At 72.5% G+C, this 25,939-nt stretch carries 19 protein-coding genes; 7 read left to right on the top strand and 12 right to left on the bottom strand.

What is annotated here, in order from left to right:
- Nucleotides 1–236: 236 nt before the first annotated feature.
- On the bottom strand, nucleotides 237–923 hold the full coding sequence (locus tag ABD249_RS00700) for a TetR family transcriptional regulator (RefSeq protein WP_344339304.1): 687 nt from the start codon (nucleotides 921–923) through the stop codon (nucleotides 237–239).
- Nucleotides 924–941: 18 nt separating this feature from the next.
- Here ABD249_RS00700 and ABD249_RS00695 point away from each other — a divergent pair, with 18 nt between their 5' ends.
- Nucleotides 942–2,609 (top strand): amidohydrolase, encoded by a 1,668-nt coding sequence (locus tag ABD249_RS00695; RefSeq protein ID WP_344339302.1) that lies wholly within the window; start codon nucleotides 942–944, stop codon nucleotides 2,607–2,609.
- A 48-nt stretch (nucleotides 2,610–2,657) separates the two neighbouring features.
- Nucleotides 2,658–4,109 (top strand): Na+/H+ antiporter NhaC family protein, encoded by a 1,452-nt coding sequence (locus ABD249_RS00690; RefSeq protein ID WP_344339300.1) that lies wholly within the window; start codon nucleotides 2,658–2,660, stop codon nucleotides 4,107–4,109.
- A 110-nt stretch (nucleotides 4,110–4,219) separates the two neighbouring features.
- Here ABD249_RS00690 and ABD249_RS00685 read toward each other — a convergent pair whose 3' ends face one another.
- The 4 genes from ABD249_RS00685 to ABD249_RS00670 all read right to left on the bottom strand — a co-directional run bounded on the left by ABD249_RS00685 (nucleotide 4,220) and on the right by ABD249_RS00670 (nucleotide 8,441).
- Nucleotides 4,220–5,359, bottom strand: coding sequence for an MFS transporter (locus ABD249_RS00685; protein WP_344339299.1), 1,140 nt, complete (start codon nucleotides 5,357–5,359; stop codon nucleotides 4,220–4,222).
- A 366-nt stretch (nucleotides 5,360–5,725) separates the two neighbouring features.
- Nucleotides 5,726–6,133, bottom strand: coding sequence for a DUF4913 domain-containing protein (locus ABD249_RS00680; RefSeq protein ID WP_344339297.1), 408 nt, complete (start codon nucleotides 6,131–6,133; stop codon nucleotides 5,726–5,728).
- Nucleotides 6,130–7,914 carry a type IV secretory system conjugative DNA transfer family protein gene (locus ABD249_RS00675; RefSeq protein WP_344339295.1) on the bottom strand — a complete coding sequence of 595 codons (1,785 nt, stop codon included), beginning with the start codon at nucleotides 7,912–7,914 and terminating at the stop codon, nucleotides 6,130–6,132. Before ABD249_RS00675 ends, ABD249_RS00680 begins: the two co-directional genes overlap by 4 nt.
- On the bottom strand, nucleotides 7,911–8,441 hold the full coding sequence (locus tag ABD249_RS00670; protein WP_344339293.1) for a hypothetical protein: 531 nt from the start codon (nucleotides 8,439–8,441) through the stop codon (nucleotides 7,911–7,913). Before ABD249_RS00670 ends, ABD249_RS00675 begins: the two co-directional genes overlap by 4 nt.
- A 339-nt stretch (nucleotides 8,442–8,780) precedes the next feature.
- Here ABD249_RS00670 and ABD249_RS00665 point away from each other — a divergent pair, with 339 nt between their 5' ends.
- Nucleotides 8,781–10,133 carry an MATE family efflux transporter gene (locus ABD249_RS00665; protein ID WP_344339292.1) on the top strand — a complete coding sequence of 451 codons (1,353 nt, stop codon included), beginning with the start codon at nucleotides 8,781–8,783 and terminating at the stop codon, nucleotides 10,131–10,133.
- 40 nt (nucleotides 10,134–10,173) lie between these two features.
- Here the strand turns inward: ABD249_RS00665 and ABD249_RS00660 are convergent, their stop codons facing one another.
- Nucleotides 10,174–10,479, bottom strand: coding sequence for a hypothetical protein (locus ABD249_RS00660; RefSeq protein WP_344339290.1), 306 nt, complete (start codon nucleotides 10,477–10,479; stop codon nucleotides 10,174–10,176).
- Nucleotides 10,480–10,518: 39 nt separating this feature from the next.
- Here ABD249_RS00660 and ABD249_RS00655 point away from each other — a divergent pair, with 39 nt between their 5' ends.
- Nucleotides 10,519–11,715 carry an MFS transporter gene (locus tag ABD249_RS00655; RefSeq protein ID WP_344339287.1) on the top strand — a complete coding sequence of 399 codons (1,197 nt, stop codon included), beginning with the start codon at nucleotides 10,519–10,521 and terminating at the stop codon, nucleotides 11,713–11,715.
- Nucleotides 11,712–12,407, top strand: coding sequence for an endonuclease NucS (gene nucS, locus ABD249_RS00650; protein ID WP_344339284.1), 696 nt, complete (start codon nucleotides 11,712–11,714; stop codon nucleotides 12,405–12,407). Before ABD249_RS00655 ends, nucS begins: the two co-directional genes overlap by 4 nt.
- Before the next feature lie 78 nt (nucleotides 12,408–12,485).
- On the opposite strand, the gene ABD249_RS00645 is transcribed toward nucS, so the two are convergent.
- The 3 genes from ABD249_RS00645 to hemB form a co-directional block, all read right to left on the bottom strand.
- A complete protein-coding gene (locus ABD249_RS00645; RefSeq protein ID WP_344339282.1) occupies nucleotides 12,486–12,818 on the bottom strand; it encodes a hypothetical protein in 333 nt (110 codons plus the stop codon).
- 145 nt (nucleotides 12,819–12,963) lie between these two features.
- Nucleotides 12,964–14,280 (bottom strand): glutamate-1-semialdehyde 2,1-aminomutase, encoded by a 1,317-nt coding sequence (gene hemL, locus ABD249_RS00640; protein WP_344339280.1) that lies wholly within the window; start codon nucleotides 14,278–14,280, stop codon nucleotides 12,964–12,966.
- Nucleotides 14,281–14,404: 124 nt separating this feature from the next.
- The gene (gene hemB, locus ABD249_RS00635; protein WP_344339278.1) at nucleotides 14,405–15,382 is read right to left on the bottom strand and encodes a porphobilinogen synthase; all 978 of its coding nucleotides are present in this window, start codon (nucleotides 15,380–15,382) and stop codon (nucleotides 14,405–14,407) included.
- Between the two features lie 470 nt (nucleotides 15,383–15,852).
- Between hemB and ABD249_RS00630 the strand changes: the two genes are divergently transcribed.
- Together ABD249_RS00630 and ABD249_RS00625 are read left to right on the top strand one after the other, a co-directional pair.
- Nucleotides 15,853–16,917: a winged helix DNA-binding domain-containing protein gene (locus ABD249_RS00630; RefSeq protein WP_344339275.1), complete on the top strand. Its 1,065-nt coding sequence runs from the start codon at nucleotides 15,853–15,855 to the stop codon at nucleotides 16,915–16,917.
- Between the two features lie 185 nt (nucleotides 16,918–17,102).
- Nucleotides 17,103–17,858, top strand: coding sequence for a fructosamine kinase family protein (locus ABD249_RS00625; protein WP_344339273.1), 756 nt, complete (start codon nucleotides 17,103–17,105; stop codon nucleotides 17,856–17,858).
- A gap of 126 nt (nucleotides 17,859–17,984) precedes the next feature.
- On the opposite strand, the gene ABD249_RS00620 is transcribed toward ABD249_RS00625, so the two are convergent.
- The 3 genes from ABD249_RS00620 to ABD249_RS00610 form a co-directional block, all read right to left on the bottom strand.
- Nucleotides 17,985–24,836: an Ig-like domain-containing protein gene (locus ABD249_RS00620; RefSeq protein WP_344339272.1), complete on the bottom strand. Its 6,852-nt coding sequence runs from the start codon at nucleotides 24,834–24,836 to the stop codon at nucleotides 17,985–17,987.
- 304 nt (nucleotides 24,837–25,140) lie between these two features.
- Nucleotides 25,141–25,470, bottom strand: coding sequence for a DUF7882 family protein (locus tag ABD249_RS00615; protein WP_344339270.1), 330 nt, complete (start codon nucleotides 25,468–25,470; stop codon nucleotides 25,141–25,143).
- 72 nt (nucleotides 25,471–25,542) lie between these two features.
- Nucleotides 25,543–25,824, bottom strand: coding sequence for a hypothetical protein (locus tag ABD249_RS00610; protein WP_344339268.1), 282 nt, complete (start codon nucleotides 25,822–25,824; stop codon nucleotides 25,543–25,545).
- Nucleotides 25,825–25,939: the final 115 nt, after the last annotated feature.

The raw sequence follows: 25,939 nt of genomic DNA, 5'->3' as shown, positions 1-25,939 counted from the left end.
TCCACGATGGCGGTCACGACCGGTCGGCGCATCTCTTCCGAGCCGCGACCGCTGCCGCGCCAGAGGGCGGCGACGCGCCCGACTCTGGTTCACTCAAGGCGGCGCTGCCCCGCCGGCGCGACGCGGCAGCCCGGCGACTTCCGCGCGATGCTCATCCCCCACGAGGACGAGCAGAAGCAACCCGCCTCGACGCTCAACGCGCGACGCGCTGCCATCGCCCGTCGCACAACACCTCGTCAGCCCAGCGCCCACTCCCGCAGACCCGCCACGAGCGCGCGCAGCCCGATCTCGAAGGTGCGCGCAGCTGAATCGCCACCGGCTGCGTCCCGCGCCATCTCGGCGCGCGCGAAGGTCGGGACAGCATCCGCGTACGCGCCCGGTCGCATGTTCCCGGCGGGCGCGAGCGCATCGAGTGCCGAGCCGAGGATGAACGACTCGATGGCGACGATGGTGTCGAGCGTGCGCTCGATCGGCCACCCCTCCGAGACGAGCCTGCGCGTAATCAGCTCGTACTCGTCGAAGGACTCGAGGTCGGCATCGATGGGCAGCGTCGCGAGCAGCACGATGCTCTCGGGCGTGGAGGCGAAGGCGGCCCGATAGGAGCGACCCCAGGCGACGAAGGCGTCGACGATGGGCTCGTGCTCAAATGGCGTCCGGTCGATCGACGCCGACACGCGCCTGCGCATGCGTCCGATGAGGGCGTCGCGACCGGGCACGTGATGGTAGATCGCCGACGGCCGGACGCCTAGATCCTCTGCGAGCGCCGTCATCGTGAAGCCGCGCGCACCACGAGCTCGCACGAGGCCGAACGCGGCCTCCACGATGCGCTCGCTCGAGAGCACGGCCGTGGACGGTCGCCCGACCCGCCGCTGCTCCGCCATCGCCCCGTCCTCGCGCCCGCCGTTGTGCGAAACGTCCGTCAAGCGTATGCTCCAACATAATTGAAGCGCATTCAATATATCCGCATCGTCGCGGAGCAGGGAGCCAGGATGCCGTCGCCGGCCGCAGACACGATCCTCACGAACGCGAACGTCGTCACGATGGACCCTCGCCGTCCGCACGCCGAGGCGATCGCCATCCGCGGCGGTCGCGTGCTCGCCGTCGCGGATGCCGCGGCCATGACCGACCTCGTCGGAGACGTGACCGAGGTGCGCGACCTGCGCGGCCGCACCGTCACGCCCGGTCTCATCGATGCGCACCTCCACCCGATCCAGGGACTCGACCTCGCAGCCGGATGCGACCTCGCCGGCATCGTCACGGCCGACGCGCTGCTGCGTGCGCTGCGCGCGGAGGCCGACCGCGTCGTAGGCGACGACGATCCCTGGGTGCGGGCGTGGAACCTCGACTACGACGTCTTCCACGACCTTCCCCGCACGGCAGCGGCCATCGACGACGCCGTCCGCGGGCTCCCCGCGCTCATCGTGCTCTTCGACGGGCACACGGCGCTCGCGAGCACTGAGGCGCTCCGCCGCACCGGCATCGACCGCGCCATCGCGTTCGCAGACACCGCCGAGGTCGTCGTCGACGCCGACGGACGTCCCACGGGCGAACTGCGCGAGATGAGCGCGTTCTGGCCGGTGATCGACGCCGCCCCCGCGTGGTTGCGCCAGGAGCGTCTCGACAGGGCCCGCACCCTGCTCGCCGGCCTCGGCGCCTCCGGGCTCACGGGAGGCTGCATCATGGACGGCACAGCGAGCGACCTCGACCTCCTGAGCGACCTCGACGCGCTGGGGCTCCCTGTGCGCATCGTCACGGCGATCGATCACCAGCCCGGCTTCGACGAGGCACGCACCCAGGCGAACATCGCCCTCCGCGACCGCGCAGGGAGCCGCTGGCGCGCGGGGCTCGTGAAGCTCTACGCCGACGGCGTCGTCGAGACGGGCACCGCCTGGCTGTACGAGCCCGACTCCGCAGGCGGCGGCAACACGCCGTTCTGGGGTGACGTCGCCACCTACGAGCGCACGGTGCGGCGCTATGCGGAGGCGGGGTTCCAGATTGCGACGCATGCGATCGGCGACCGGGCGATCGGCAGCGCGATCGACGCCTATCTCGCCGTCGAGCGACCCGCGTCCGGCGCCTCCCACCGCATCGAGCACCTCGAGACCCTCGCGGACGCCGATCTGGCGCGCCTTGCGGCAGCGGGCATCACGGCGTCGATCCAGCCCCTCCACATGCAGTGGCGCAAGCCCGACGGCAGCGACGACTGGTCGACGCGACTGGGCCCCGAGCGCAGCGCGCGCGCGTGGCGCGCCGGCGACATGCTGCGTGCCGGCGTCCCCCTGGCGCTCGGCTCCGACTGGCCGATCGCGCAGTCCGACGCCCGCGTCGGGCTCGCGTGGGCGATGCTGCGACGCACGCCCGGCGACCGGGACGCGTTCGTCTTCGAGCCCGAGCAGCGCCTCACGGCCATGCAGGCGCTCCACGGCGCCACGCGCGGTGCGGCGCTCGCACAGGGCGATGCCGACCTCGGCATTCTCGCGCCGGGCACCCGCGCCGACTACGCCGTCTGGGAGGAGAGCCCGCTCGAGGTCTCCCCGGACGACCTCGTCTCGCTCCCCGTCCTCGAGACGGCGATCGACGGACGTCCGACCTCCGGCCCCACCGCCTGAGCCGACCACCCCTATGCACGCCCCCATCCGCTCCGGACAGGATTCCCCATGACCGATCTCGGAGCGCTCGCGCTGCTGCCCGTCGCCGTCGTCCTCATCGTGTCCGTGGCGACGAGGCGCACGCTCCTCGCCCTGCTTTGCGGCACGATCGTCGGTGCCGCGCTGCTCGGCGGCTGGAACGCCGTCGACGTGTGGGTGGCGTTCGTCGGCCGCTCGCTCGCGAACGAGACGACGCAGTGGCTGCTGCTCATCGTCGCGCTCTTCGGCATCCTCATCACGCTGTTCGAGCGGTCGGGCATCGTTCGCGACTTCGCGAGCTGGACGGAGCGCTTCGTCACGACGCGGCGCCGCTCGACGGTGCTGTCGTTCGTGCTCGCCGTCGTGCTGTTCGTCGACGACTACTTGAACGTGCTCACGGTGGGGGCCTCGATGCAGGGCGTCACAGACCGCTACCGCGTGCCTCGCACCGAGCTCGGCACCATCATGAAGCTCACGGCGGCGCCCATCGCGGTCATCGTGCCCTTCTCGACCTGGGCGCTGTTCTTCTCGGGACTGTTCGAGGCCGACGGCGTCACGGCGGGCGGATCGGGGTTCGGCGCGTACCTGCAGGCGATCCCGTACGTCTTCTTCGGCTGGCTCGGCGTGCTCCTGGCCTTCCTGCTCGCGATGGGATGGCTGCCGCGATGGGGCGCCATCAAGCGCGATGGCCTGCGGGCGGCGGCCTCCGGCGATGTCTTCCCGGCGGGCACGGTGGCACCGGCCGACGGCACGGTCGCCGCTGGAGCGGTAGGCGGGGCGGCAACGGCCGAGGGCGACGAGACAAGCGTCGACGAGTCGCGAGCCGTCATCGCGACCGAGGCGCCGCCGCGGCCGACGCACAGACCGCAGCCGTGGCCGTTCCTCGTCGCGATGCTCGTGCTCGTCGGCGTCACGATCGCCACGGAGGCGAACATCGTGCAGGGCACGATCGCGGCGCTCGCGGTGACGATCGTGATCACCCTCGTGCAGCGACGCCTCGGCATCCGCAGGCTGCTCGATGCCGCGCTCGACGGTCTCGGCAGCATGCTCGCGATCTTCGTGCTCGTGCTCCTCGCGTTCATGCTCCAGGAGCAGAACGTCGACCTCGGGCTGGCGAGCCTCGTCATCGACGCCGTCGAGCCGCTACTCGCCCCCGCCTTGCTGCCTGCGCTCGTGTTCGTCGTGTGCGGCGTGTACGCCTACGCCACCGGGTCGTTCTGGGACCTCGCGGCCGTCGTGACTCCGGTCGTGCTGCCGCTCGCGATTGCCGTCGGCGCCGACCCGATCGTCGCAGGAGCCGCGGTGTTCTCGGGCGCCGCGCTCGGTAGCACCACGTGCCTTTACGGCGACGGCATCATCCTTGCGTCGAAGTCGATCGGCATCACGCCGTTCCAGCTGATGGTCGCGATCCTCCCCTACGCCGCCATCGGGTTCGCGGCGAGCGCCTTGCTGTACCTCGTTGTCGGGTTCGCTGGCCTTTAGGGCTTCGAGCTCGGGCCCAGACTCGTCACGACGTCGCGATTCGGTTGCTACGCCAGCTGAAAATCGGAAACGATGCTGCTTTCAACCGGTCAACGCACCACCCTTGCTGGCTAGGGCCGGCGTGCAATCGCGAACGTACTGAGGACGGCCGCGCACAGCGCGAGCACGGCGCCGACCCCCAGCACGCCCGCAGGGCCGAACGCCACCAGGGCGGCGCCCGCAGCAAGAGGCCCGGCGAGCGCTCCCATGTTGAGTGCGGCAGTCGCGTATGCCCCGCCCATGACGGGTGCGTTCGTCGCCTCGCGGACGATGCGTCCGATGAGTGTCGCACCGACGGCGAACGACACGATGCCGCCAACGGCGGCCATGACCACGATGCCCCACGACACGCTTGACACTGCAGCAAACACTGCCCAGACCATGGCCAGCAGCACGGATCCGGCGACTACCCAGAGACGCTCCCGCACACCAGCCCACCGCGCGGTCGCAGAGACGCCGAGGAACGAGCCGACGCCGAACGCTGCCAGCAGCAGCGGGATCGCGGCACCTTCGAGGCCGCTCTCTTCCCCGATGAGCCCGAGGTAGGTGAAGACGCCGAACGTGCCGGCGTTGACGAGCATCGCGAGCACCACGACTCCGAGCACGGGCCAACGGCGCAGCTCGGCGAGCTCGACGCGAACGTCGAACCGCGGGCCGACCCCGCTCAAGCGCAGCGAACGATCAAGCAGCAGTCCAACGATAGCTGGCACGCACAGCACCGCGACGCCCCAGAACGTGGACCTCCACCCGGACGCCTCCGCGAGGGCCGCGCCGGCCGGCACGCCGGCGATCGCCGCGAGCGTCGTGCCCGCGAGCAGCACCGACACAGCACGAGTCACCGCGGCGATAGGGACGACTCTGCGCACGGTGCCGAGCGCGATGGCAAGGAATCCCGCATTCGCTAGCGCAGCGACGACGCGCGTCGCCAGCAGCAGCTCGAACGACTCGGCGAACGCGCCAACCGCGTGGACGCTCACGAATACGAGCAGCAGGATGACGAGCGAGCGGCGTGCCGGCAGGCGGGCGCCGAACGCTGCCATGAGTGGTGCTCCGACGACCATGCCCGCGGCGAACGCCGAGGTGAGGGTGCCCGCGACCGCGGGAGAGACGTCGAGGTCGGTGGAGATGTCGGTGAGCAGGCCAGCGAGCATGAACTCGCTAGTGCCCTGGGCGAAGGCGGCAAGAGCCAGGACGTAGATCAGGATGGGCATGAGGGTGTGCTTCCAGACGTGACGGATCGCACGTCGGCGGAGCCGACGGCGACGCGAGATGAGGGTCGACGGAGCACGGAACGGAACGCAGGTGCGTCCCGACCGCGGTCGGTCAGTGTCTGGAAGCCTCAGGACTCACGATCACTACCCTAGCGACGCCGCGATGACGCGCCACAACCCGTAGCGTTCTCAACTGATATTGCATCCCCCAGCGCCGACGCCTGCTGCGAATCGGCCAGCTTATGGAGATCTTGTTCGCGGTTGCCTGCAAGGTGCCTCACGGAAATGGCTTCGGCGTCTGTCGACGAGCGCTGTCCAGTGTCGCTGAGCAACCTCGGGTGCATTCCTGACGCGCGTAGCGAGGGTCTACGCCGCGGCGCGCTCGTCGACGAACATGCCAGCAGGCGGAGCCTCGTGAGGCAGCCCGCCGTCCTTCGCGCCGTATCGATCGTCGAGGTGCGCGAACGGGCCGGCCGACGACGTCAGCACGGCCATGTGGTAGTCCATGTGGTCGCGTAGCCAGGTCGAGCCGCCGAGGGCTGCGTCGAGCCTCAATGACTCCCATGCGCGCCACATTGCGTCGATGCGATACACGGCTTCGGCGCTCTCCCACCAGCGCGGCGACCAGTGCGTTTCGCGGCCGTTGATGCTGCGGACGTAGATGCGACGGAGGAAGCCGTCGAAGAACTCGGCGCAGTTGCCGTAGATGAGCTGTGGTGTCTCCGGTGCCGCGACCTCGCCGGTGGCGAGGTCGGCGTCGACGTCGTCGCTCATGCTGCCTCCTGCTGCTCACGGTCGGCCGCCTGCATGCTCGCGAGGCTCACGTACGCGTCCTCGAGCGTCGACGCGCTGTGCGGGTCGTGCGCCTGGATCGACGCTCGGATCGCGTCGGCGTGCTGGCCTGCCATCCACGGCAGGCTGCGGACGAGCGTCGCGCGCGAGCCCGACGCGAGGACGACTGCGCGGCCCCTAGGCAGTGCAGAGAGCTCATCGACGTCGAGGATGCGATCGCGCTGCAGCGATCGCGACACCGACGTGCGCTGGCCGGACGTCACGGACGAGGTGACGCGGTCGTACGAGCCGACGAGCTTGGAGAGGTCCTCGAGGAAGCCCGTCTCCTTCACGCCACCGAGGTACGTCGCGATGTTCGCGGCCGACCACAGCTTCTTCATGCCCGACTCGGTCCAAACGTCGACGCCCTGCGACCACGACTGCAGCACGGTCATGAGGATGATGCCGCGCGAGCCATAGTGCGAGTAGAGCGATGGCAGGTCGCGCCAGCGGCACACGTTCGCGGCCTCGTCCAGCACGCCGAGCATCGGCGTGACAAGGCGGCCGTTCGGCGACCGCTTCGCGAGATCCTCGGCGGCCTCGATGACCGCGACGGTGAGTGCCGTGACGAGCAGACCGGCGTTGCCGGCGCCCTCCTTCGACAGCGCATAGACCGTGTCGGTGTGCTGCACGAACGCGTGCGGGTCGAACGCCTGCCGAGTCCACTTGTCGGCACCCTCCGGCGGCGTCACCCACGGCAGGATGCGCGAGTTCGTCAGGCACGCTGCCATCTGCTGCGCAGTGCCGTAGATGCCGCCACGCTGCTTCTCGGGTGACTGCATCGCACCGAGCAGCTGGTCAGAGATCACCGGGTAGCGCTCGCGCAGCACGTCCGCGGCCGTCTCGTCCGTGGGGCGCGTGAGCCACCGGTAGACGTCGGTGATCGGCCGTCGATCGACAGCCGCGGCCAGCAGCAGCCCGGCGAGTAGAACGAGGCCGGCGCCGTCGAAGTACGCGTCCGTCTTGGCGGAGGCGTCGCGGCTGCCGGTGGCGAAGTGGGTCGCGAGCGTGCGCGCCTTCTCGTCGTCGGTGACGTACGACAGCGGATCCCACCACCAGGTCGCGGGCTCCTCGGCGACGCCCTGCGGGTCGAACACCCACACCTGGCCGCGCTTGGCGCGGACGTCGCGGGTCGCGTCGACGACGTCGCGCTTGTTCGACGTCGTGACCACTGCGCCGGGGGCCTCCACGACGGCTGGGGTGACGAGGGAGGTCGTCTTGCCGGTGCGTGGGCCGGCGATGACCACGTGCAGGTCTTCCCACGAGCCGTAGAGCGTCGCTCCGGTCGCGACGGACTTGCCGACCACGACGCCGGGCGCGGCGTCGACGCCGAGCCGTTTGGCGATCGCCACCGCGTTCTGCTTGGTCAGGCCCTCGACGTCGCGGCCGCGGCCCATGTGCCGAGCCGCGACATCGACGCGCGAGCGCTTGCCGCGCGCGCGGCCGATGAGGAACGCCCCGTCGATGACGACGACCGCGACGAGCACGGTGGCGGCGATGCCGAGCATGAGCGCCGACGGCGCCCACGCCAGCGAGCCTGCCGTGAGGGCGGCGACGAACTCGATCGGGTTTACGGGGACGTCAGCGCCGGTGCCGTCGAGCTGGTGCGACAGCGACATAACGCCCCACACGGCCGCATAGAGCCCAAGGCCTGCGAGCACGAGGATGAGGAGCACCGCTCCCCCGGCGTCGCCGCCCGGCGACGTCTTGCGGGTGCTGCTCATCGTGCGCCGATCCTCGAGGCTTCGGTCCACCGACGATTCGAGTTGGCGAGGCCGAGCTCGAACGACGTCAGCTTGACCTCGATCGGGATGCCGGGCCGGCCGCCGACCTTAATGAGGAACCGGCCGCGACCAGGCGGAGGCGGCGCCTCTCCCCCGAACTGGTCGAGCGTCCACGGGGGCGCGTCGTTCCACGACACGAGCAGATCCTGCTCGGTCTGCGAGAAGTCCACGACCGACGTGAGCCTCACCATCTCAGAGCGTGAGAGCGCCCCGCACATGACCATGCCGGCGCGCTCGACGAACCCGCGTGCGATCGCGCGGTCCTCCTCGTTGCTGAGCGAGTCGAGGTCCTTCATGGTGTGGAAGATCATGATCTGGCCGATGCCCTCGCGCCGGTTGAGGCGCGTGAGGACATCGATGCGTTGTGCCATGCCGTGGCCGACGCGCAGCGCCTGCCACAGCTCGTCGAGGACGACGACGTAGTGGCGGCGTCGCTCGAGGCCGGTGTCGGCGAGCGCTTGCGCCACCGAGACGGTGCCGAGACCGGCCGATCAGCACGCCGCAAGACCGGCAGCGCGCACGTCCGTGTCCGTCTCGGCGATGCCCGACAGGCCGCATGCCTCTGGCGCGTCGCGGCGCCTCGGCTCGCTCATGCGGAATGAGCTGAGGCGGTCGCGGGTCGAGCCGCCGTTGAGGCTGAGCATCAGGCCGCGCGTGCGCTGAAGTGACCGTCCTCGTTATCCCCTCCGCGACCCCCTCTCGCCGCCCACCCGCCCAGCGCTTCGACCGGCTTTGAGGCTCGCTGCACTCCCACCTCAGCCCCACGGGGTTCGGGAGGCGTCGACCGTCTGCCATAGCCTCGACCGGTGAGCGAGCGGACGACTTCCACGCGCGCCGAGCGGCGGCTGCTCGACCGCGACATCGTCGCCCTCGCGCTGCCCGCGCTCGGCGCGCTCGTCGCCGAGCCGGCCTTCCTGCTCGTCGACACCGCGCTCGTCGGCCATCTCGGGGCGGCGCAGCTCGCCGGCGTCGGCCTCGGCGCCACCGTGCTGCAGACGGCCGTGGGCCTGCTCATCTTCCTCGCCTACGGCACGACGCCCGCCGTCGCGAGACGCCTCGGCGCCGGCGACCGCCCCGGCGCGATCCGCGCCGGCATCGACGGCATCTGGCTCGCGATCGTCGTCGGGGCCGTGCTGCTGCTCGCCGTCCCGCTCGCGCGGCCGCTCGTCGCGCTCTTCGGCGCGGCCGGCGACGTCACCGGTCATGGCGCGACGTATCTCGGCATCTCGATCCTCGGCCTCCCCGCCATGCTCGTCGTGCTCGCCGCCACCGGGCTGCTGCGCGGCCTGCAGGACACGCGCACGCCGCTCGTCGTCGCCGGCGCGGGCTTCACGGCGAACGCCATCCTCAACGTCGTGCTCATCTACGGGCTCGACCTCGGCGTCGCCGGCTCGGCGATCGGCACCGTCGTCGCGCAGTGGGGCATGGCGGCGTTCTTCCTCGCGTTCGCGATCCGCGAGGCTCGGCGCGAGCGGGTGTCGCTGCGCCCGTCGCTCGCCGCCGTGGGACGCGTCGCGGGCGTCGGGGTGTGGCTGCTGCTGCGCACGCTGTCGCTGCGCGTCGCGCTCATCGCCACGACGGCGGTCGCGACGCAGCAGGGCACCGAGGTGCTCGCGGCGACGCAGGTGGCCTTCGCGCTGTTCTCGACGCTCGCCTTCGCGCTCGATGCGCTGGCCATCGCCGGGCAGGCGATGCTCGGCAAGGCGCTCGGGGCGGGCGACGCCGCCCTCGCACGGCGCATCACGCGGCGACTCGTCCGCTGGGGGCTCGTGAGCGGGTGCATGCTCGGGGCCGCGATGCTCGCGCTCGCGTGGGTCGTCGGCGGCGCCTTCACGTCCGACCCCGCCGTCATCGGGCTGCTGCCGTGGGCGCTCGTGCCGCTCGCGCTCGCCCAGCCGCTCGCGGGCTTCGTCTTCGTGCTCGACGGCGTGCTCATCGGCGCCGGAGACGCCCGGTACCTCGCATGGACGGGGCTCGTGAACCTCGCCCTCTACCTGCCGCTGCTGCTGCTCGCGCTGCTGCCCGCGGTGCCGCACGGCGCCGCGGCCCTCGCCGTCGTCTGGGTCGCGTTCGGCTTCGGGTTCCTCGGGGCGCGGGCGCTCACGCTCGGCCTGCGTGCCCGGTCGGATGCGTGGATGATGCTGGGCGCGACGCGCTGACCTCGACGACCGCCTCGGCCGGCTCGCCGCCGATCGCGCGTCAGCCCTCGCGCTCGAGCTGCTCGCGCGTCCTGTCGCAGAGGTCCTTCGCCTGCGCGAGCCCGAGTCCCGTCTCGACCCGAATCTCCTTGATGGCCTGGATGTGCTTGCCTGCACGGATGAGATCCACGACGGCGGGCGAGACGGCATAGGGCCACGGCGGCTCGGCCGGCGGCGCGATCGTGCCGTTCGGCGGCTGGTAGCCCGCCTGCACGAACAGCCAGTCGAGCTGCTGCTCGAGGGTCGCGATCCGCTGCTGCAACGGCGCCACCGCGGCGGCCACCGCCTCGTCCACGTCACCGGTCATGCCGTCCACCGTAGGCGCGACGGATGGGAGGATGGTGGGATGCGCGAGCTCGTCCGGTGGAGGAACGCCGTCTTCGCCGTCTTCTTCGCGATGGGCTTCGGCTTCGCCTCCATCGCGGCGCGCTTCCCGACCGCGCGCGACATGCTCGACATCTCCGTCGACCAGCTGGGGCTGGCGCTGCTGGGCATCTCGGTCGGCTCGATCGCCGGCCTCGCGACCGCGAGCCACGTCGTCGCGCGGCTCGGCACGCGCGTCGTCATGGTGGTCGGCCTGACGATCTTCGCCTCGGGGCTCACGGTGGCCGGCTGGGGCATCGAGGCGCGCAGCATCCCGCTGCTCATCGGCGGGCTGCTCGTCACAGGGCTGTCCACGGGCATCACCGACGTCGCGATGAACCTCTCGGGTGCCGCGAACGAGCGCGCCATCGGCCGGGCGATCATGCCCGTCTTCCACGCGTTCTTCTCGTTCGGCACCGTCGCCGGGGCGGGCTTCGGCGCGCTCGGCGAGGCGACGGGCCTCGGCATCGGCCCGCAGACCACGATCGCGCTCGTCGGCGTCGTCGTGCTCGCCCTGCTCGTGCGACGCCATCTCGTCGAGCAGCCCGTGCAGCCGGGCGACCACGTCGGGTTCCGCGAGCGCCTGTCGGTGTGGACGGATGCGCGCACGTGGCTCATCGGCGGCCTCGTGCTGGGCATGGCGCTCACCGAGGGATCGGCGAACGACTGGCTCACGCTGCTCATGGTCGACGGCCACGGCTTCGACCAGGTGAGCGCCGCCCTCGCCTTCGCCCTCTTCCTCACGGCGATGACCGCCGGCCGGCTCGCCGGCGTGCCGCTCATCGAGCGCTTCGGGCGCGTCGCGATGCTGCGCGCCACCGCCGCGCTCGCCGCCGTGGGCCTCGTGCTCGTCATCGTCGTCGACAGCCAGGCCGTCGCCCTCGTCGGCACGGCGCTATGGGGGCTCGGCGCATCCCTCGGCTTCCCCATCGGCATGTCGGCCGCGGCCGACGACCCGCGCATGGCCACGGCCCGCGTCGGCGCCGTCGCCACCATCGGCTACGTGGCGTTCCTCGCCGGACCGCCGCTGCTCGGCTTCCTCGGCGAGCACCTGGGGCTCCGCCCGGCCATGTGGGTCGTGCTCGCCTTCGTCGTCCTCTCGCTCGCGACGTCGGCCGTCGCGCGCGAGCCGCGCACCGCATCCGGTGCGCCCGATCCTGCCGCGGAGGTCCGTCCATGAGGCTCGTCGTCGCGAACTGCTCCGTCGACTACACCGGTCGACTCACCGCCCACCTGCCGCTCGCCACGCGGGTGCTCATGCTGAAGGCCGACGGCTCGCTGCTCGTGCACTCCGACGGCGGCTCGTACAAGCCGCTCAACTGGATGTCGCCGCCGTGCGTCGTCGAGACGGCCGCGCCGAGCGACGACCAGGCCGCCGCGGGCGTCACCGAGGTGTGGACGGTCACGCACCAGAAGACGGGCGACGCGCTCGTCGTGCGCGTGCACGAGGTCCACTCCGACACGGCGCACGAGCTCGGCATCGACCCCGGGCTCACGAAGGACGGCGTCGAGTCGCACCTGCAGGCCCTGCTCGCCGACCAGATCGAGCTGCTCGGCGACGGGCACGAGCTGTGGCGTCGCGAGTACATGACGCCCATCGGTCCGGTCGACATCCTCGCGCGCGACGGCTCCGGGGCGACGGTCGCCGTCGAGATCAAGCGACGCGGCGGCATCGACGGCGTCGAGCAGCTGACCCGCTACCTCGAGCTCATGAACCGCGACCCTCGCATCGCGCCCGTCGTCGGGGTCTTCGCGGCGCAGGAGATCGCGCCGCAGGCGCGCGTGCTCGCCGAGGACCGCGGCATCCGCTGCCTGCTGCTCGACTACGACGCGATGAAGGGCATCGAGAGCAAGCGTCCGACGCTGTTCTGACGCGCGGGCGCCGGCGCGGGGCTCACGCGGCGCTCGCACCGGGCGCGGACGCCCTCCCGGCGCCCGCGCCGGACGCGATCACCCGCGCGACGAGTACGGGTCGACCTGGTCGGGCGTCGGAGCGGGCGCCGAGCCGGGTCCGCCGTCGTCGCGGGAGGCGTAGGGGTCGACGTGGTCGGGCAGCGCGACCGGCGACGTGCGCGGTGCCTCGTCGTCGCGCGAGGCGTACGGCTCGACATGGTCGGGCAGCGCGACCGGCGACGTACGGGGTGCCTCGTCGTCGCGGGACGCGTACGGCTCGACGTGATCGGGCGTCGCGTCACGCGCGGCGTCGCCACCGAAGTCGTGATCGACGAAGGGGGCGGACTCGCCGGCGTCCGGGGTCTCGCGGATGGCGTCTTCGGCACTCATGGATCGCACGATACGCCTGGATGCACCGATCACCGCACGGGTCGACGGCATCCGCGCCGCCGCGGCCCGGCGAGATGTGCGCGGATGCGGCGCGGCGGGCCCGCATGCGCGATGCCGGCCCGCAGCCGCGCACATCCCGCCGGCGTCAGCCCGGCTGCGCCGCCGCAGCCGCGCGCGCGGCGGCCGGCAGCGCCGCGAGCACGCGCTCGATCGCCGCGTCGTCGTGCGACGCCGTGACGAACCACGACTCGAACAGGCTCGGCGGCAGCGCGACGCCGCCGTCGAGCATCGCGTGGAAGAACGGCGCGTGGCGGAAGATCGCCTGCGCCTTCGCGTCGTCGTACGTGCGCGGCGCGGATGCGGCGAAGGCGAGCGAGAAGAGGCTGCCGACCCGCGGGATCGCGTGCTCGACGCCCTCCGCGGTCAGCGCATCCGACAGCCCGGCCGTGATGGCATCCGCGACCTCGTCGAGTCGCGCGTAGACGGCGTCGTCGGCGAGGCGCAGCTGCGTGAGGCCGGCCGCGACGGCAAGCGGATTCCCCGAGAGGGTGCCCGCCTGGTAGACGGGGCCGAGCGGGGCGAGGAGGTCCATGACGTCGCGTCGCCCGCCGAGCGCCGCGAGCGGCATGCCGCCGCCGACGACCTTGCCGAACGTGAGGATGTCGGGGGCGTCGTCGCCCGTCGTGCCCTCGATGCCCCACATGCCCGACGGATGCACGCGGAAGCCCGTGAGCACCTCGTCGCTGATGAGCAGCGCCCCATGCGCGTGCGCCGTGCGAGCGAGGAAGGCGTGGAAGCCGGGTCGCGGCGCGATGAGGCCGATGTTCGCGGGCGCCGCCTCGACGATGATCGCCGCGATGCGGTCGCCGTGCTCGGCGAACGCCGCCTCGACGGCGTGCTCGTCGTCGTACGGCAGCACGATCGTCGTGTGGGCGATCGCATCCGGGATCCCGGACGAGCCCGGCATGGCGAGGGTCGCGAGGCCCGAGCCGGCGGCGACGAGGAGCGCGTCCGAATGCCCGTGGTAGTGCCCGTCGAACTTGATCAGCAGGTCGCGACCGGTCGCGCCGCGGGCGAGGCGGATGGCCGTCATCGTCGCCTCGGTGCCCGTCGAGACGAGGCGCACGCGCTCGGCGATCGGCACGCGGCGGGTGATCTCCTCGGCGAGGTCGACCTCGCCGCCCGTCGGCGCCCCGAACGACAGCCCGCGCGACGCCGCCTCCTGCACGGCCTGCACGATCGCCGGATGCGCATGGCCGAGCAGGGCGGGACCCCACGACGCGACGAGGTCGACGCGCTCGACGCCCTCGACGTCGGTGATGTACGGACCGGAGGCGCTGCGGATGAAGCGAGGCGTGCCGCCCACCGACCCGAACGCGCGGACCGGCGAGTTCACGCCGCCGGGGATCGCCCCCTTGGCGCGATCGAAGAGCGCGTCGTTCGTGGTCTGCTGCTCGGTCATCCTGCGTCCTCGGTCTCGGTCCGGTGGTGCTGCGGTGTGCGCATCGCAGGCGATCGGGGGTGGCTGAGGGGAATGCTCCCTGCGGCCCTCGGGATCGCCTGCGATGCGCGAGGGGCGCCGCGCGTCAGCGCAGCGAGCGCGCCAGCTCGACCGCCCAGTACGTCAGCACGGCGTCGGCGCCGGCGCGCACGATCGACGTGACGGACTCGGCGATCGCCCGCTCGCGGTCGATCCAGCCGTTCGCGGCGGCCGCCTCGACCATCGCGTACTCGCCCGACACCTGGTACGCCCACACGGGCACCTGCGCCTCGTCGGCGACGTCGCGCAGCACGTCGAGGTAGAACGACGCGGGCTTCACCATGAGCACGTCGGCGCCCTCGGCCTCGTCGAGCGCGGCCTCGCGCACGCCCTCGCGTGCGTTCGCCGGATCCTGCTGGTACGTGCGGCGGTCGCCCTGCAGGCTCGAGCCGACGGCCTCGCGGAACGGGCCGTACAGGGCGGACGCGTACTTCGCGGCGTAGGCGAGGATCGCGGCGTCCTCGTAGCCGGCGTCGTCGAGCGCGTCGCGCACGAAGGCGACCTGGCCGTCCATCATGCCGCTGAGGCCCACCATCGCCGAGCCTGCGTCGACCTGCGCGATCGCCATCTCGGCGTAGCGCTCGAGGGTCTCGTCGTTGTCGATGCCGCCCCACTCGTCGAGCACGCCGCAGTGGCCGTGGTCGGTGAACTCGTCGAGGCACAGGTCGGTCTGGATGACGGTGTCGTCGCCGAAGCGCTCGTCGAGCGCGGCGGTCGCACGGTTGAGGATGCCGTCGGGGTCGATGCCGGCCGAGCCCGTCGCATCCTTGTCCTCGTCCCTGGGCACGCCGAAGAGCATGACGCCGCCGATGCCCGCCTCGATGGCCTCCTCGACGGCGTGGCTCGCGGAGTCGATCGTGTGCTGCACGACGCCCGGCATGCTGCCGATGGGCCGCGCCTCGGCGATGCCGTCGGCGACGAACATCGGCAGGATGAGCTGGCTCGGATGGATGCGGGTCTCGGCGACGAGACGCCGCAGCGCCGGGGTGCGTCGGAGCCTGCGCGGACGGATCGTTGGACTCACCTGCCCAGCCTACGCGCGGTCGCGCGGCGGCCGACGGGGGTGGCGTTCGCCCTGCGCGCACGTGCCGTGGCTGCCTTCGCGGGTTCGGGTGCTGGTGCTGGTGCTGGTGCCCAGCCGAAGCGAGACGTGACCGACCGGCGGGAACCCGAGGCATGACTGGTCACTGTTGCACCTAGAACACGCGCTTCGAGGTGCAACGGCGCCCACTGTCGGTGCAACGTCGACCAGTCAGGGTGCGACGGCGACCGGTCGAGGTGCAACGGTGACCAGTCGACGCGGAACGTGACCGATCGGCAGGACCTGGGACATGACTGGTCACTGTTGCACCCAAGACACGAGCTTCGAGGTGCAATAGCGACCGGTGCAGGTGCAACTGTGACCAGTCGGGGGGCGATCGTGACCAGTCGGGGTGCGACGGTGACCAGCGGCCGGGGTCGGCCGGCGTCGGGGGTGCAGGGCATGCTGGGCGCATGGTGCGCAGGCTCGAGTCGGACGAGCGTCGACTGCTGGGCATGCGGCTGCGCGCGCAGCTGCTCGCCGAGCCGGCCGCGACGCCGGCCGACGCCGTGCGGCACCTGCTCTCGATGCAGGCGCAGGACTGGTTCGGGTCGCTCTGGGCGGTCGCGCTGCGCAGCGGCGCGACCACGGCCGACGTCGAGGCGGCGCAGGCGGCCGGCGACGTCGTGCGGTCGTGGCCCATGCGCGGCACGCTGCACTGGACGCCGGCGGAGGACGTGCGCTGGCTCGCGACGCTCACGGCCGAGCGCATCGACCGCCGCGACGCCACGCGCATGCGGCAGGTGCTCGAGCTCGACGGCGCCGCGCTCGGCCGCGCCCGCGACGTCGTCGAGCGCGTCCTCGCCGACGGTCCCGCATCCCGGCAGTCGCTGCTCGATGCGCTCGTCGCCGCCGGCCAGCCCGTCCACGCGCAGCGCGGTCCGCACATCCTCGGCTGGCTGGCCCGCCACGGGCACGTCGTCATGGTGAGCCGCACGCACTACGCCCTGCACGACGCATGGGTGCGGGCTCCGCGCGACCTGCGCGGCGACGAGGCGCTGGCGGAGGTCGCGCGGCGGTACCTCACGAGCCACGGTCCCGCGACGGTGCACGACCTCGCGTGGTGGACGGGCCTCACCGTCACCGACGCTCGACGAGGCGTCGACGCGGTCGGCGGCGCGCTCGAGGCGATGGAGGTCGACGGCACGACCTTCCTGCACGCTCCGGGGCTCGAGCCCGCCGAGGGCGTGCACCTCGTCGCGCCGTTCGACGAGATCGTGCTCGGCTACGCGGATCGCTCGCGCACGCTGCGCGGCGAGCCGCTCGAGCGCATGGTGCCGGGTGCGAACGGCCTCTTCCTGCCCGCGGCGATGGTCGACGGCGCGGTGTCGGGCACGTGGACGCGCACGCAGGGCCAGCAAGGGCTGTCGGTCGCCATCGACCCTTGGGCGCCGATCCCGCAGCGGCGCGCTCCGGCGCTGCGTCGAGCCGTGCGCGCCTATGGAGCAGCGCACGGGACCGTCGCCAGCCTCGCCTGATCGACGCGCCGCTCCGACGTCGGCGAGCGGACGGGCGCTCGGCAGGCATCCGCGGCCCATCGTTCCCGGCGCACCACGGCATGCCGGACGCACCCGACGCCCCACGGCGCACCCGACGCACCCGACGCACCCGACGCACCCGACGCACCCGACGCACCCGACGCACCCGACGAGAGGATGGACGCATGTCGTTCGTGAAGCAGGTGCGCTGGGGCGCCGACGCCGCCGCGTGGGAGGTGGCGAGCCTGCGCTGGCTCGCCGAGACCGAGCCGCACGGCGGCGCGCGCACCGTACGGGTGCGCGCGCACGACGGCGCCACGATCGAGCTCGACGAGCTCCGCCCGGCTCGGCCGTCGCGCGACGACGCGGCGGCATTCGGCCGAGCCCTCGCCGCGACGCACGCCGCCGGCGCCGACGGCTGGTGCGCTCCCCCGCCAGGCTGCGAGGGCGACGGGTGGATCGGGCGCCAGCGCCAGGGCATGCAGCCCGCGGCGACGTGGGGCGAGGGGTTCGCCGAGCAGCGCGTCCGCCCGTTCGTGCGCGCAGCCGTCGACGCCGGCCACCTCGGCGACGCGGATGCGAGGGTCGTCGAGCGCGTGTGCGACCGCATCGCGGCCGGCGAGCACGACGACGATCGACCGCCGGCGCGCATCCACGGCGACCTCTGGAGCGGCAACGTGCTCTGGACGGCCGACGGCGCCGTGCTCATCGACCCGGCCGCGCACGGCGGGCATCCGCTCACCGACCTCGCGATGCTCGCGCTCTTCGGGCTGCCGCACCTCGACGTCGTCCTCAACGCGCACGCCGAGGTCGCGAGCCTCGCGCCCGGCTGGCGCGACCTGCTCGGCCTGCACCAGCTGCATCCCCTCGCGGTCCACGCCGTCTCGCACGGGCCGTCGTACGGCGCCGAGCTCGCGGCGGTCGCGCGGCGCTACGCCTGAGCACGCCGCTTCGTCCGAGCCCCGCGCCACACCCACGCCCGCGCACCGCGCAGGATCGCCGGGACGCACGACGACGGCCCCGGAGGTCTCCCTCCGGGGCCGTCGAGCGTCAGCCGTTCAGCGGCCTCAGAAGTCCGCATCTCCCGTGCGACGGCGTCGCAGCACCATCGCGACCGCGCCGACGAGCAGCAGGCCGAGGCCTGCGAGCAGCGCCCACATGGTCAGCTCGCCGCCGGTGCGCGGCAGGTCGGGGAACGGACCGGGCGCCGAGGGCGCCGGGGCGACCGCGTCGTAGCCGATCGTGACCGTCGACTGCGTCACCTCGCCCTCGACGTCCGTCACGCGGTAGTCGATGGGCGTCGGGCTGCCCTCGAAGCCGCGCTCGGGCGTGAACGTGATGGCGCCCGTGATCGGGTCCACCGTCCAGGTGCCCTCGCCGGGCACGACGACCGTCGAGCCCCACCCGCCGGTCTGCGGATCGCGGATCTCGACCGTCGTCGGGTCGAGGTCGCCCGCGTCGTTCGCGAGCGGGTCGACCGTCACGGCCGTGCCCGGCGCGTTGCCGCTCGACACGTCCGGCGCGGCGACCGGCAGGTAGGTCACGACGACCGTCGCCGTCGTCACGTCGCCCGTGACGTCGGTCACGGCGTACGCGATCGGCGTCGGGTTGCCCGTGAACCCGTCCTGCGGCGCGAAGGAGATCGCTCCGGTCGCGGGGTCGACGGTCCACGTTCCCTCGCCCGCCACGACGAGCTCGAGCACGAGCTCGTCGCCGCTCACGATGCGCACCGACGCCGGGTCGAACTGCCCGAGGTCGTTCGCCAGCACGTCGACCACGACGGTCGTGCCCTGCGCGTTGCGCAGCGACGCGTCGTCGACGGCCGTCGGCCCGTAGGTGATCGTGACGATCGCCTGCGCCGTGTCGCCGGTCGAGTCCGTGACGCGGTACGTCACGGGGGTCGGGTCTCCGCCGTAGCCGGGCTCCGGCGTGAACGTGACGGCGCCGGTGGCGGGGTCGATCGACCAGGTGCCCTCGCCCACGACGACCAGCGGCTGGCCGGCCTCGAGCTCGACGCCGTCGGCATCCACGAAGCGCACCGTGGTCGCGTCGAAGTCGCCGACGTCGTTCGCGAGGACGTCGATCGTCACCACCTCGCCGAAGGCGTTGGCCAGGTCCTCGTCGTCGTTCGCCACGGGGAGGAAGGAGACGGTGACGGTGGCCGAGACCACGTCGCCCGCACGATCCGCGACCTGGTAGCGCACAGGGGTCGGGTCACCGAGGTAGCCCGCCTGCGGCGTGAACGTCACGGTGCCCGCGACGGGGTCGATCGTCCACGTGCCCTGGTTCGCGATCACGAGCGACGCGCCGGGCGCCAGCGGCACGCCGAGGGCATCGACGAACGCGAGCGTCGCGGGGTCGAGGTCGCCCTGGTCGTTGTCGAGCACCGGCACGGTCACCGGCTGCCCGATCGGCTGGTCCAGCAGCGCGTCGTCGGCGGCGACCTGCAGGTAGTCGACCGTGACGGTCGCGCCGGTCTGCGTGCCCGAGCGGTCCTCGACCACGTAGGCGATCGGCGTGGGATCGCTGACGAAGCCGACCACCGGGGCGAACGTGATCGCGCCGGTCTCCCGGTCGATCGTCCACGTGCCCTCGCCCTCGACGACGAGCTGGGCGCCTGCCGCGAGCGGCTCGCCCGTCTCGGGGTCGACGATCGCGACGGTGGCCGGGTCGAGGTCGCCCGAGTCGTTCGCGAGGACGGGCACGGTCACCGTGGTGCCGAGCGCGTTGCCCAGCGACTCGTCGGCGGTCGCGACCGGCTGGTAGTCGACCGTGATGGTGGCGTCCGTCAGGTCGCCCGACAGGTCGGCGACCTGGTAGCCGACGGGTGTCGGGTCGCCCTCGAAGTCGGCCACGGGCGTGAAGGTCACGATGCCGGTGACGGGATCGATCGTCCACCTGCCCTCGCCCGTGACGACGAGCGCGGCACCCGGCTCGAGCGCCTCGCCGGTCTCGGGGTCGAGGAAGGCGATCGTGGTCGGGTCGAGGACCCCGGCGTCGTTCGCGAGCACGTCGATCACGGCCGGCTGGCCGAGCACGTTGCCCTCGGACGCGTCGTCGACCGCGACGGGCAGGTAGCCCACCGTGATCGTCGCGCCCGTGACGTCGCCGGACAGGTCCGCCACCTGGTAGCGGACGGGAGTCGGGTCGCCCTCGAAGCCCGCCGCGGGCGTGAAGGTGACCGCGCCGGTGGCGGGGTCGATCCTCCACGTGCCCTCGTTCGCGACGACGAGCGCCGCGCCGGGCGCGAGCGCCAAACCGGTCTCCGGGTCGAGCAGCGCGACGGTCGCGGGCGAGAAGACGCCCGTGTCGTTCGCGAGGACGTCGATCGTGACCGGCTCGCCGATCGCGTTGTCGAGGTCCGCATCGTCGGCCGCGACGCCCACGTAGCCGACGGTGACCGTCGCCCCCGTCTGGTCGCCCGAGCGGTCCTCGACGACGTAGTCGATCGGGGTCGGGTCGCCCTCGAAGCCGGTCTCGGGCGTGAAGGTGATCGCGCCGGTGGTCGGATCGATCGTCCACGTGCCCTCGCCTGCGACGACGAGCTCGACGCCGGGCTCGAGCGCCTCGCCGGTCTCCGGGTCGACGATCGCCACGGTGGCCGGGGTGAGGACGCCCGCGTCGTTCGCGAGCACGTCGACCGTCACGGCGGCACCCACGACGTTGTCGACGTCGGCGTCGTCGGTCGCGACGGGCAGGTAGGTGACCGTGATGGTCGCGGTCCCCACGTCGCCCGACAGGTCGGCGACCTGGTAGGTCACGACCGCCGGGTCGCCCTCGTAGCCCTCGGCGGGCGTGAAGGTGACGGCGCCGGTCGTCGGCGCGATCGACCAGACGCCCTCGCCGACGACGGTCAGCGACGCACCCGGCGCGAGCGCCGTGCCCGTGGCCGGGTCGATCAGCGCGACGGTCGCCGGGTCGTAGACGCCGACGTCGTTCGCCAGGACGTCGACCGAGACGGCCTCGCCGATGACGTTGCGGAGGTCCTCGTCGTCGACGGGGGACGGCACGTAGCCGACCGTGATCGTCGCCGACGTGACGTCGCCGGACAGGTCCGCCACCTGGTAGCGCACGGGGGCGGGGTCGCCCTCGTAGCCCGTCGCAGGCGTGAAGGTGACGGCGCCGGTCGTCGGTCGGATCGACCAGACGCCCTGGCCGACGACGGTCAGCGACGCACCGGGCGCGAGCGCCGTGCCCGTGGCCGGGTCGATCAGCGCGACCGTCGCGGGGTCGAGGACACCGGCGTCGTTCGCCAGCACGTCGACCTGCACCGCGTCGCCGATGTCGTTGACGAGGTCGGCGTCGTCCTGCGCGACCGGCAGGTAGCCCACCGTGATCGTGGCCGACGTGACGTCGCCCGAGAGGTCAGCGACCTCGTAGTCGACCGGGGTCGGGTCGCCCTCGAAGTCGGCCAGCGGGGTGAAGGTGACGGCGCCCGTGGTCGCGTCGATCGTCCAGGTGCCCTCGTCTGCGACGACGAGCTCTGCGCCGGGCGCGAGCGCCTCGCCGGTCTCGGGGTCGACGAGCGCGACCGTGTCGAGGTCGAGGACGCCCGCGTCGTTCGCGAGCACGTCGACGCGCACCGCCGAGCCGATGGCGTTGCCGACGGAGGAGTCGTCGACCGCGACCGGCAGGTAGTCGACCGTGATGGTCGCGGTCGCGAGGTCGAGCGGCGGATCGGCCACCTGGTAGCGGATCGGCGTCGGGTCGCCCTCGAAGCCGGTCGCGGGCGTGAAGCGGACGATCGGCCGGAGCGGATCGATGGTCCAGATGCCCTCGCCGACCACCTCGAAGCCCGCTCCCGGCGCGAGCACCGTTCCGGTCGCATCGATGAGCGAGAGCGAGGTCGGGTCGAGGTCGCCCGAGTCGTTCGCGAGCACCGCGATCGAGACGACGGAGCCGATCGCGTTGTCCTGCGACTCGTCGTCGCGCGCCTGCGGCAGGTAGTCGACCGTGACGGTCGCGCTCGTGCGCTCCCCGTCGACGTCGTCCACGAGGTAGCCGATCGGCGTCGGGTCGCCCTCGAAGCCCGCCGCGGGCGTGAAGGTCACGAGTCCCGTCACGGCGTCGAAGACCCAGGCGCCCTGGCCATCGACCACGAGCCGCTCGCCCGGAGCGAACGTCTGCTGACCGTCGGGGTGGATGAGCAGCACCGACGTCGCGACGAAGTCGCCGGCGTCGTTGCCGAGGATCGACAGGCTCACCGGCGCACCGATCGTGTTGCTGCGCGACACGTCGTCCGCGGCGAGGGGCGAGACCTCGAGGGTGATCGTCGCGCCGGTGGTGCCGCCGGGCCCGGAGACCACGTAGTCGACGGGCGTCGGGTCCTCGAGGAACCCGGGCTCGTTCGTGAAGACGACGAGCTGGTTGGCCGGGTCGTACGTCCAGGTGCCCTGACCCGGCACCACCAGCGCAGCGCCGGGAGCGAGGGGCAGGTCCGTCGCGGGGTCGACGAAGGCGAAGGTCGCGGGGTCGAGGTCGCCGCGGTCGTTCGAGAGCGGGAAGGCGACGTTGATCGGGACTCCGGGCGCGTTGCCGCTGCTGACGTCGTCGGCCGCGACAGGCTGGAACGTGACCGTCACGGTCGCCCGGGTGGGAGTGCCGGCGGCGTCGCGGACCTCGTAGCCGATGGGCGCGGGGTTCGCCGTGGAGCCGGGCGCCGGGGTGTACGAGATCGAACCCGTCTCGGGGTCGACCCTCCAGGTGCCGCCTGCGACGACGACGGGCCCGGCGACGGGAGCACCGGTCGTCGGGTCGAGGAGCTGCACCGTGCCGGGCACGACGCCGCCCAGGTCGTTCGCGGTGACGGGCACGACGACGATCGCGCCGAGCAGGTTGCCGTTCGACGTGTCGTCCACTGCACCGGGTGCGTAGTCGACGGTGACCGTCACGGGTGCCGAGTCGACCCCGTTCGGGCCGGCGACGACGTACCGGATGGGCGTCGGGTCTCCCGAGAAGCCGGGCGCGGGCGTGAAGGTGATGGCGCCCGTGGTCGGGTCCACCGTCCACCGCCCCTGGTTCGCGACGACGAGGGCCGCGCCCTGCGCGAGCGGCAGGCCGGTCGCCGGGTCGACGATGCGCACGGTCGCGGCGTTCGCGCCGGGATCGTTGGCGAGCACGTTCACCGTGACGGGCTGCCCGATGACGTTGCCGTTCGACGCGTCCGGCGCCGCGGCGGGCGCCGAGCGGTCGGGCGTGAACGATGCGGAGTCGCTCGCCGTGGTGGGGGCGCCACCGGTCGGCGTCTGCTGCGTCGTATACGAGACCGTCGCGGTGTTGTCGACGGTGCCGGTGCCCTGGAAGTCCGCGGCGGTCGCAGGTCGCGTCGCCGTGCACGTGACCGAGTTCACGGTGTTGAACTGGCCGATCGGGTTCACGGTCGTCGCGCCGGCGGGGCACGTGACCGTCAGGCCGGGTGCGGGATCGGTCACGGCGACGTTCTGCAGCGGCACGGTGCCGGTGTTCGTCACGGTGATCGAGTAGGTGAGCTGCTGGCCGATCGCGGTGACCGTCGCCGGGCTCACGAACGTCTTGTCGATCGTCGCTGCCGAGACCGCCTCGCGGTTGCTGAAGGAGCAGACGACGTTCGAGCCGATCGCCGGGTTCCGCGGCACGACGAAGGACGCCTGGCTGCCGAAGCCCGAGCTGACGATGGCGTTGCCGTACGCGGTGTCGCGGCAGACCCACTCCTGCGCGTACTCGGACGCCGGCGTGGCGCTGCCGGCCGCCGGCTGCTGCGTCACGGTGGCGGTGTCACCGGGCAGGAGGATGACGGGGCCCGTGACCGGGTTGTTCGTGACGGTCGTGCCGGTGCCGGTCGTCGTGCCGGTCGTGGACGGGTCGGTCGGCAGCAGCCCGCCGCCGCCGATCGACACCTGGACCTGGTCGGTCGGGTCCTGACGCGGCTCGTCGAGCACGACCTCGCCGCGCACGGTCGAGGGCGAGGCGCACGACGCGAGGTCCGTGGCGCCGGTCGTCGCACCCGTGATGGTGGTGCGCGAGACGATGTCGCCGTTCGACGGGTTGACCTTGATGAGCTGGGCGGCGAGGGTCGTGGGATTCGTGCCGAAGAGGTACAGGTAGCCGTCGGCACCGAAGGCGATCGAGTTGAGGCCGCGCACCTGGTCGATGCGGCCTCCGAGGGCGACAGCGGTGAGGTTCGTGGTGCCGGTCGTGGGGATGCCGCCCGTGACGCGGTAGAGCTGCGCGTCGTCGAGACCGCCGTTGGCTCCCGCCGTCGTGTTGCCACCCGAGACGACGTACATCGTGCCGGCCGGCGAGAACGCCAGGTCGCCGTTGCCACCGGCGGCGTTGGGCAGGGTGATCGTGGCGACGCCGCCCGTGACGACGTTGCCCGTCGGGTTGTACGAGTGCACGACGAGGTTCGTCGGGGTGTTCGGCACGAACGTCGCGCCACCGAAGACGTAGCGGTTCGTCGCGAGGTCGTAGCCGCCCATGGTGTTGCCGGACGCCGCCGCGGCCCCGCGGACCGTGGTCTCCTGCACGCCTGCGCCCGCACCGCCGCCGGGCGTGTACTCGTAGATCGAGCTGGTCGCGGTCGCGCCATCCGTCCAGAACAGCTGCGTGCCGTCGCGCGACGTCGCGAGCTGGTTGAGCGTGCCTGCTGCGATCGCCGGGGTCGGCGCGTACGCGAGGGACGCGGTGGCCGAGTTGGCGTCGAGCTGGAAGATGCGTCGCTCGTTCGCGACGTTCGACGTCATGTACAGCTGCGGTGCACCGGGTGCTCCGCACACGAAGTTGGCCGCGGCGCTCGCCGCGGGCGCCTGCACGATGGGCGCCGCGACGCTCGCGGCGACGAGGCCGCCCGCGACGAGCATCGTCGAGAGCGCTCCGGCGAGGACGCGACGGAGCCGCCCGGATCGCTGGCCGATGGTGGTCTGGGCTGCCGTCTCGCGCACGATGGCTCTTTCGCTGATGCCGTCACAGTGTTGGCGCTCTACGTCGCAAGAGATGCGCGACGGGGGACAGAGCGGTCGCTGGATGCTATCCAGCGGCTGTGTTTCGGCGCGCGTTCGCGTATGGATTGCCGCGAGTCTCTCGGCGTGTCGCGGCCCCTCGGTCTGCGTATCGCGCGTTGTCCCCCGCGGCCGTGGATGTCGCGCCTCTAGCGTCGTCAGCGCGACGCCGTGCCTCGACTCCCCGTGCCTCGACCCCGTGCCTCGGCGAGCGCTCGAGACCTGGCGAGCGCTCGCCTAGCCTCGCCTACGCCTCGGCGGCGTCCTCGGCGGGCTCGAGCAGCGTCGCCTCGCCGACCAGGAGACCCTGCGCGGACGACGAGGCCCGCGACATCTGCTCGAGCAGCGTGCGGTCGAGCTCGATGGCCTCGTGCGCGTCGTACTTGTAGTGGAGGTCGCACGACTGGTGCAGCCACACGGCCGAGCGGCCGTCGCCGATGGCGTCGGCATCGAGCCACGACAGCAGGAAGGGCTCGTTGCGTCGCAGCTTCGCAGTCACGATGGCTGCCACATGCGCGAGGGTGCGGTCGTCCATGTGGACGCGCGTGCGCCCCGCGCCGTAGTACAGATCGCCCATGCCGGTCCCCTCGTCCTCAGGGCGAGGATATCGAGGGGCTCGTCGCCGCGCCGAGCAGCGACGCGCCGGAGGCTACGAGCCGTCGCGGCGCGGCCCGACGAGCCGCGCCTGCCGCTCGCGCAGGTCGTCGATCGCGAGGTCGGCACCGACGACCTCCGTCAGCGGATCCGCCACGGGTCCGACGCCGATCGCGATGCCCGCGCCGACCAGGAGGTCGAACGAGTCCGCTCCCCCGTCGCCGACGATCGGGATCGACACGACGTCGACCGCACCGCGGTCGGCCAGCGACTTCGCGTAGGCGAGCAGCTCGATCGCGACGCGGTCGGAGGAGGTGACCGCCTGACCTGCATACATGATCGCTCGCATCGCCGTTGCTCCCATCGCTCGTCGTCCCTGCGGACAACGCTCCGCCTGTCGGCCGCGAGCCGCAAGCCCTCGGCCCGATGTTGCGGCTCGGGAGGGAAGGTGC

Source organism: Agrococcus versicolor (genome assembly GCF_039531815.1).
Taxonomy (GTDB): domain Bacteria; phylum Actinomycetota; class Actinomycetes; order Actinomycetales; family Microbacteriaceae; genus Agrococcus; species Agrococcus versicolor.
Note: the sequence above shows the minus strand (reverse complement) of the source record. Positions and strands in the feature narration are given on the sequence as shown.

Excerpts from the sequence above, each read along its gene's own strand:
- ABD249_RS00690 (WP_344339300.1), top strand. The coding sequence starts at position 2,658 with ATGACCGATCTCGGAGCGCTCGCGCTGCTGCCCGTCGCCGTCGTCCTC.
- ABD249_RS00685 (WP_344339299.1), bottom strand. The coding sequence starts at position 5,359 with ATGCCCATCCTGATCTACGTCCTGGCTCTTGCCGCCTTCGCCCAGGGC.
- ABD249_RS00680 (WP_344339297.1), bottom strand. The coding sequence starts at position 6,133 with ATGAGCGACGACGTCGACGCCGACCTCGCCACCGGCGAGGTCGCGGCA.
- ABD249_RS00675 (WP_344339295.1), bottom strand. The coding sequence starts at position 7,914 with ATGAGCAGCACCCGCAAGACGTCGCCGGGCGGCGACGCCGGGGGAGCG.
- ABD249_RS00660 (WP_344339290.1), bottom strand. The coding sequence starts at position 10,479 with ATGACCGGTGACGTGGACGAGGCGGTGGCCGCCGCGGTGGCGCCGTTG.
- ABD249_RS00655 (WP_344339287.1), top strand. The coding sequence starts at position 10,519 with ATGCGCGAGCTCGTCCGGTGGAGGAACGCCGTCTTCGCCGTCTTCTTC.
- nucS (WP_344339284.1), top strand. The coding sequence starts at position 11,712 with ATGAGGCTCGTCGTCGCGAACTGCTCCGTCGACTACACCGGTCGACTC.
- ABD249_RS00645 (WP_344339282.1), bottom strand. The coding sequence starts at position 12,818 with ATGAGTGCCGAAGACGCCATCCGCGAGACCCCGGACGCCGGCGAGTCC.
- hemL (WP_344339280.1), bottom strand. The coding sequence starts at position 14,280 with ATGACCGAGCAGCAGACCACGAACGACGCGCTCTTCGATCGCGCCAAG.
- ABD249_RS00630 (WP_344339275.1), top strand. The coding sequence starts at position 15,853 with ATGGTGCGCAGGCTCGAGTCGGACGAGCGTCGACTGCTGGGCATGCGG.
- ABD249_RS00625 (WP_344339273.1), top strand. The coding sequence starts at position 17,103 with ATGTCGTTCGTGAAGCAGGTGCGCTGGGGCGCCGACGCCGCCGCGTGG.
- ABD249_RS00615 (WP_344339270.1), bottom strand. The coding sequence starts at position 25,470 with ATGGGCGATCTGTACTACGGCGCGGGGCGCACGCGCGTCCACATGGAC.
- ABD249_RS00610 (WP_344339268.1), bottom strand. The coding sequence starts at position 25,824 with ATGTATGCAGGTCAGGCGGTCACCTCCTCCGACCGCGTCGCGATCGAG.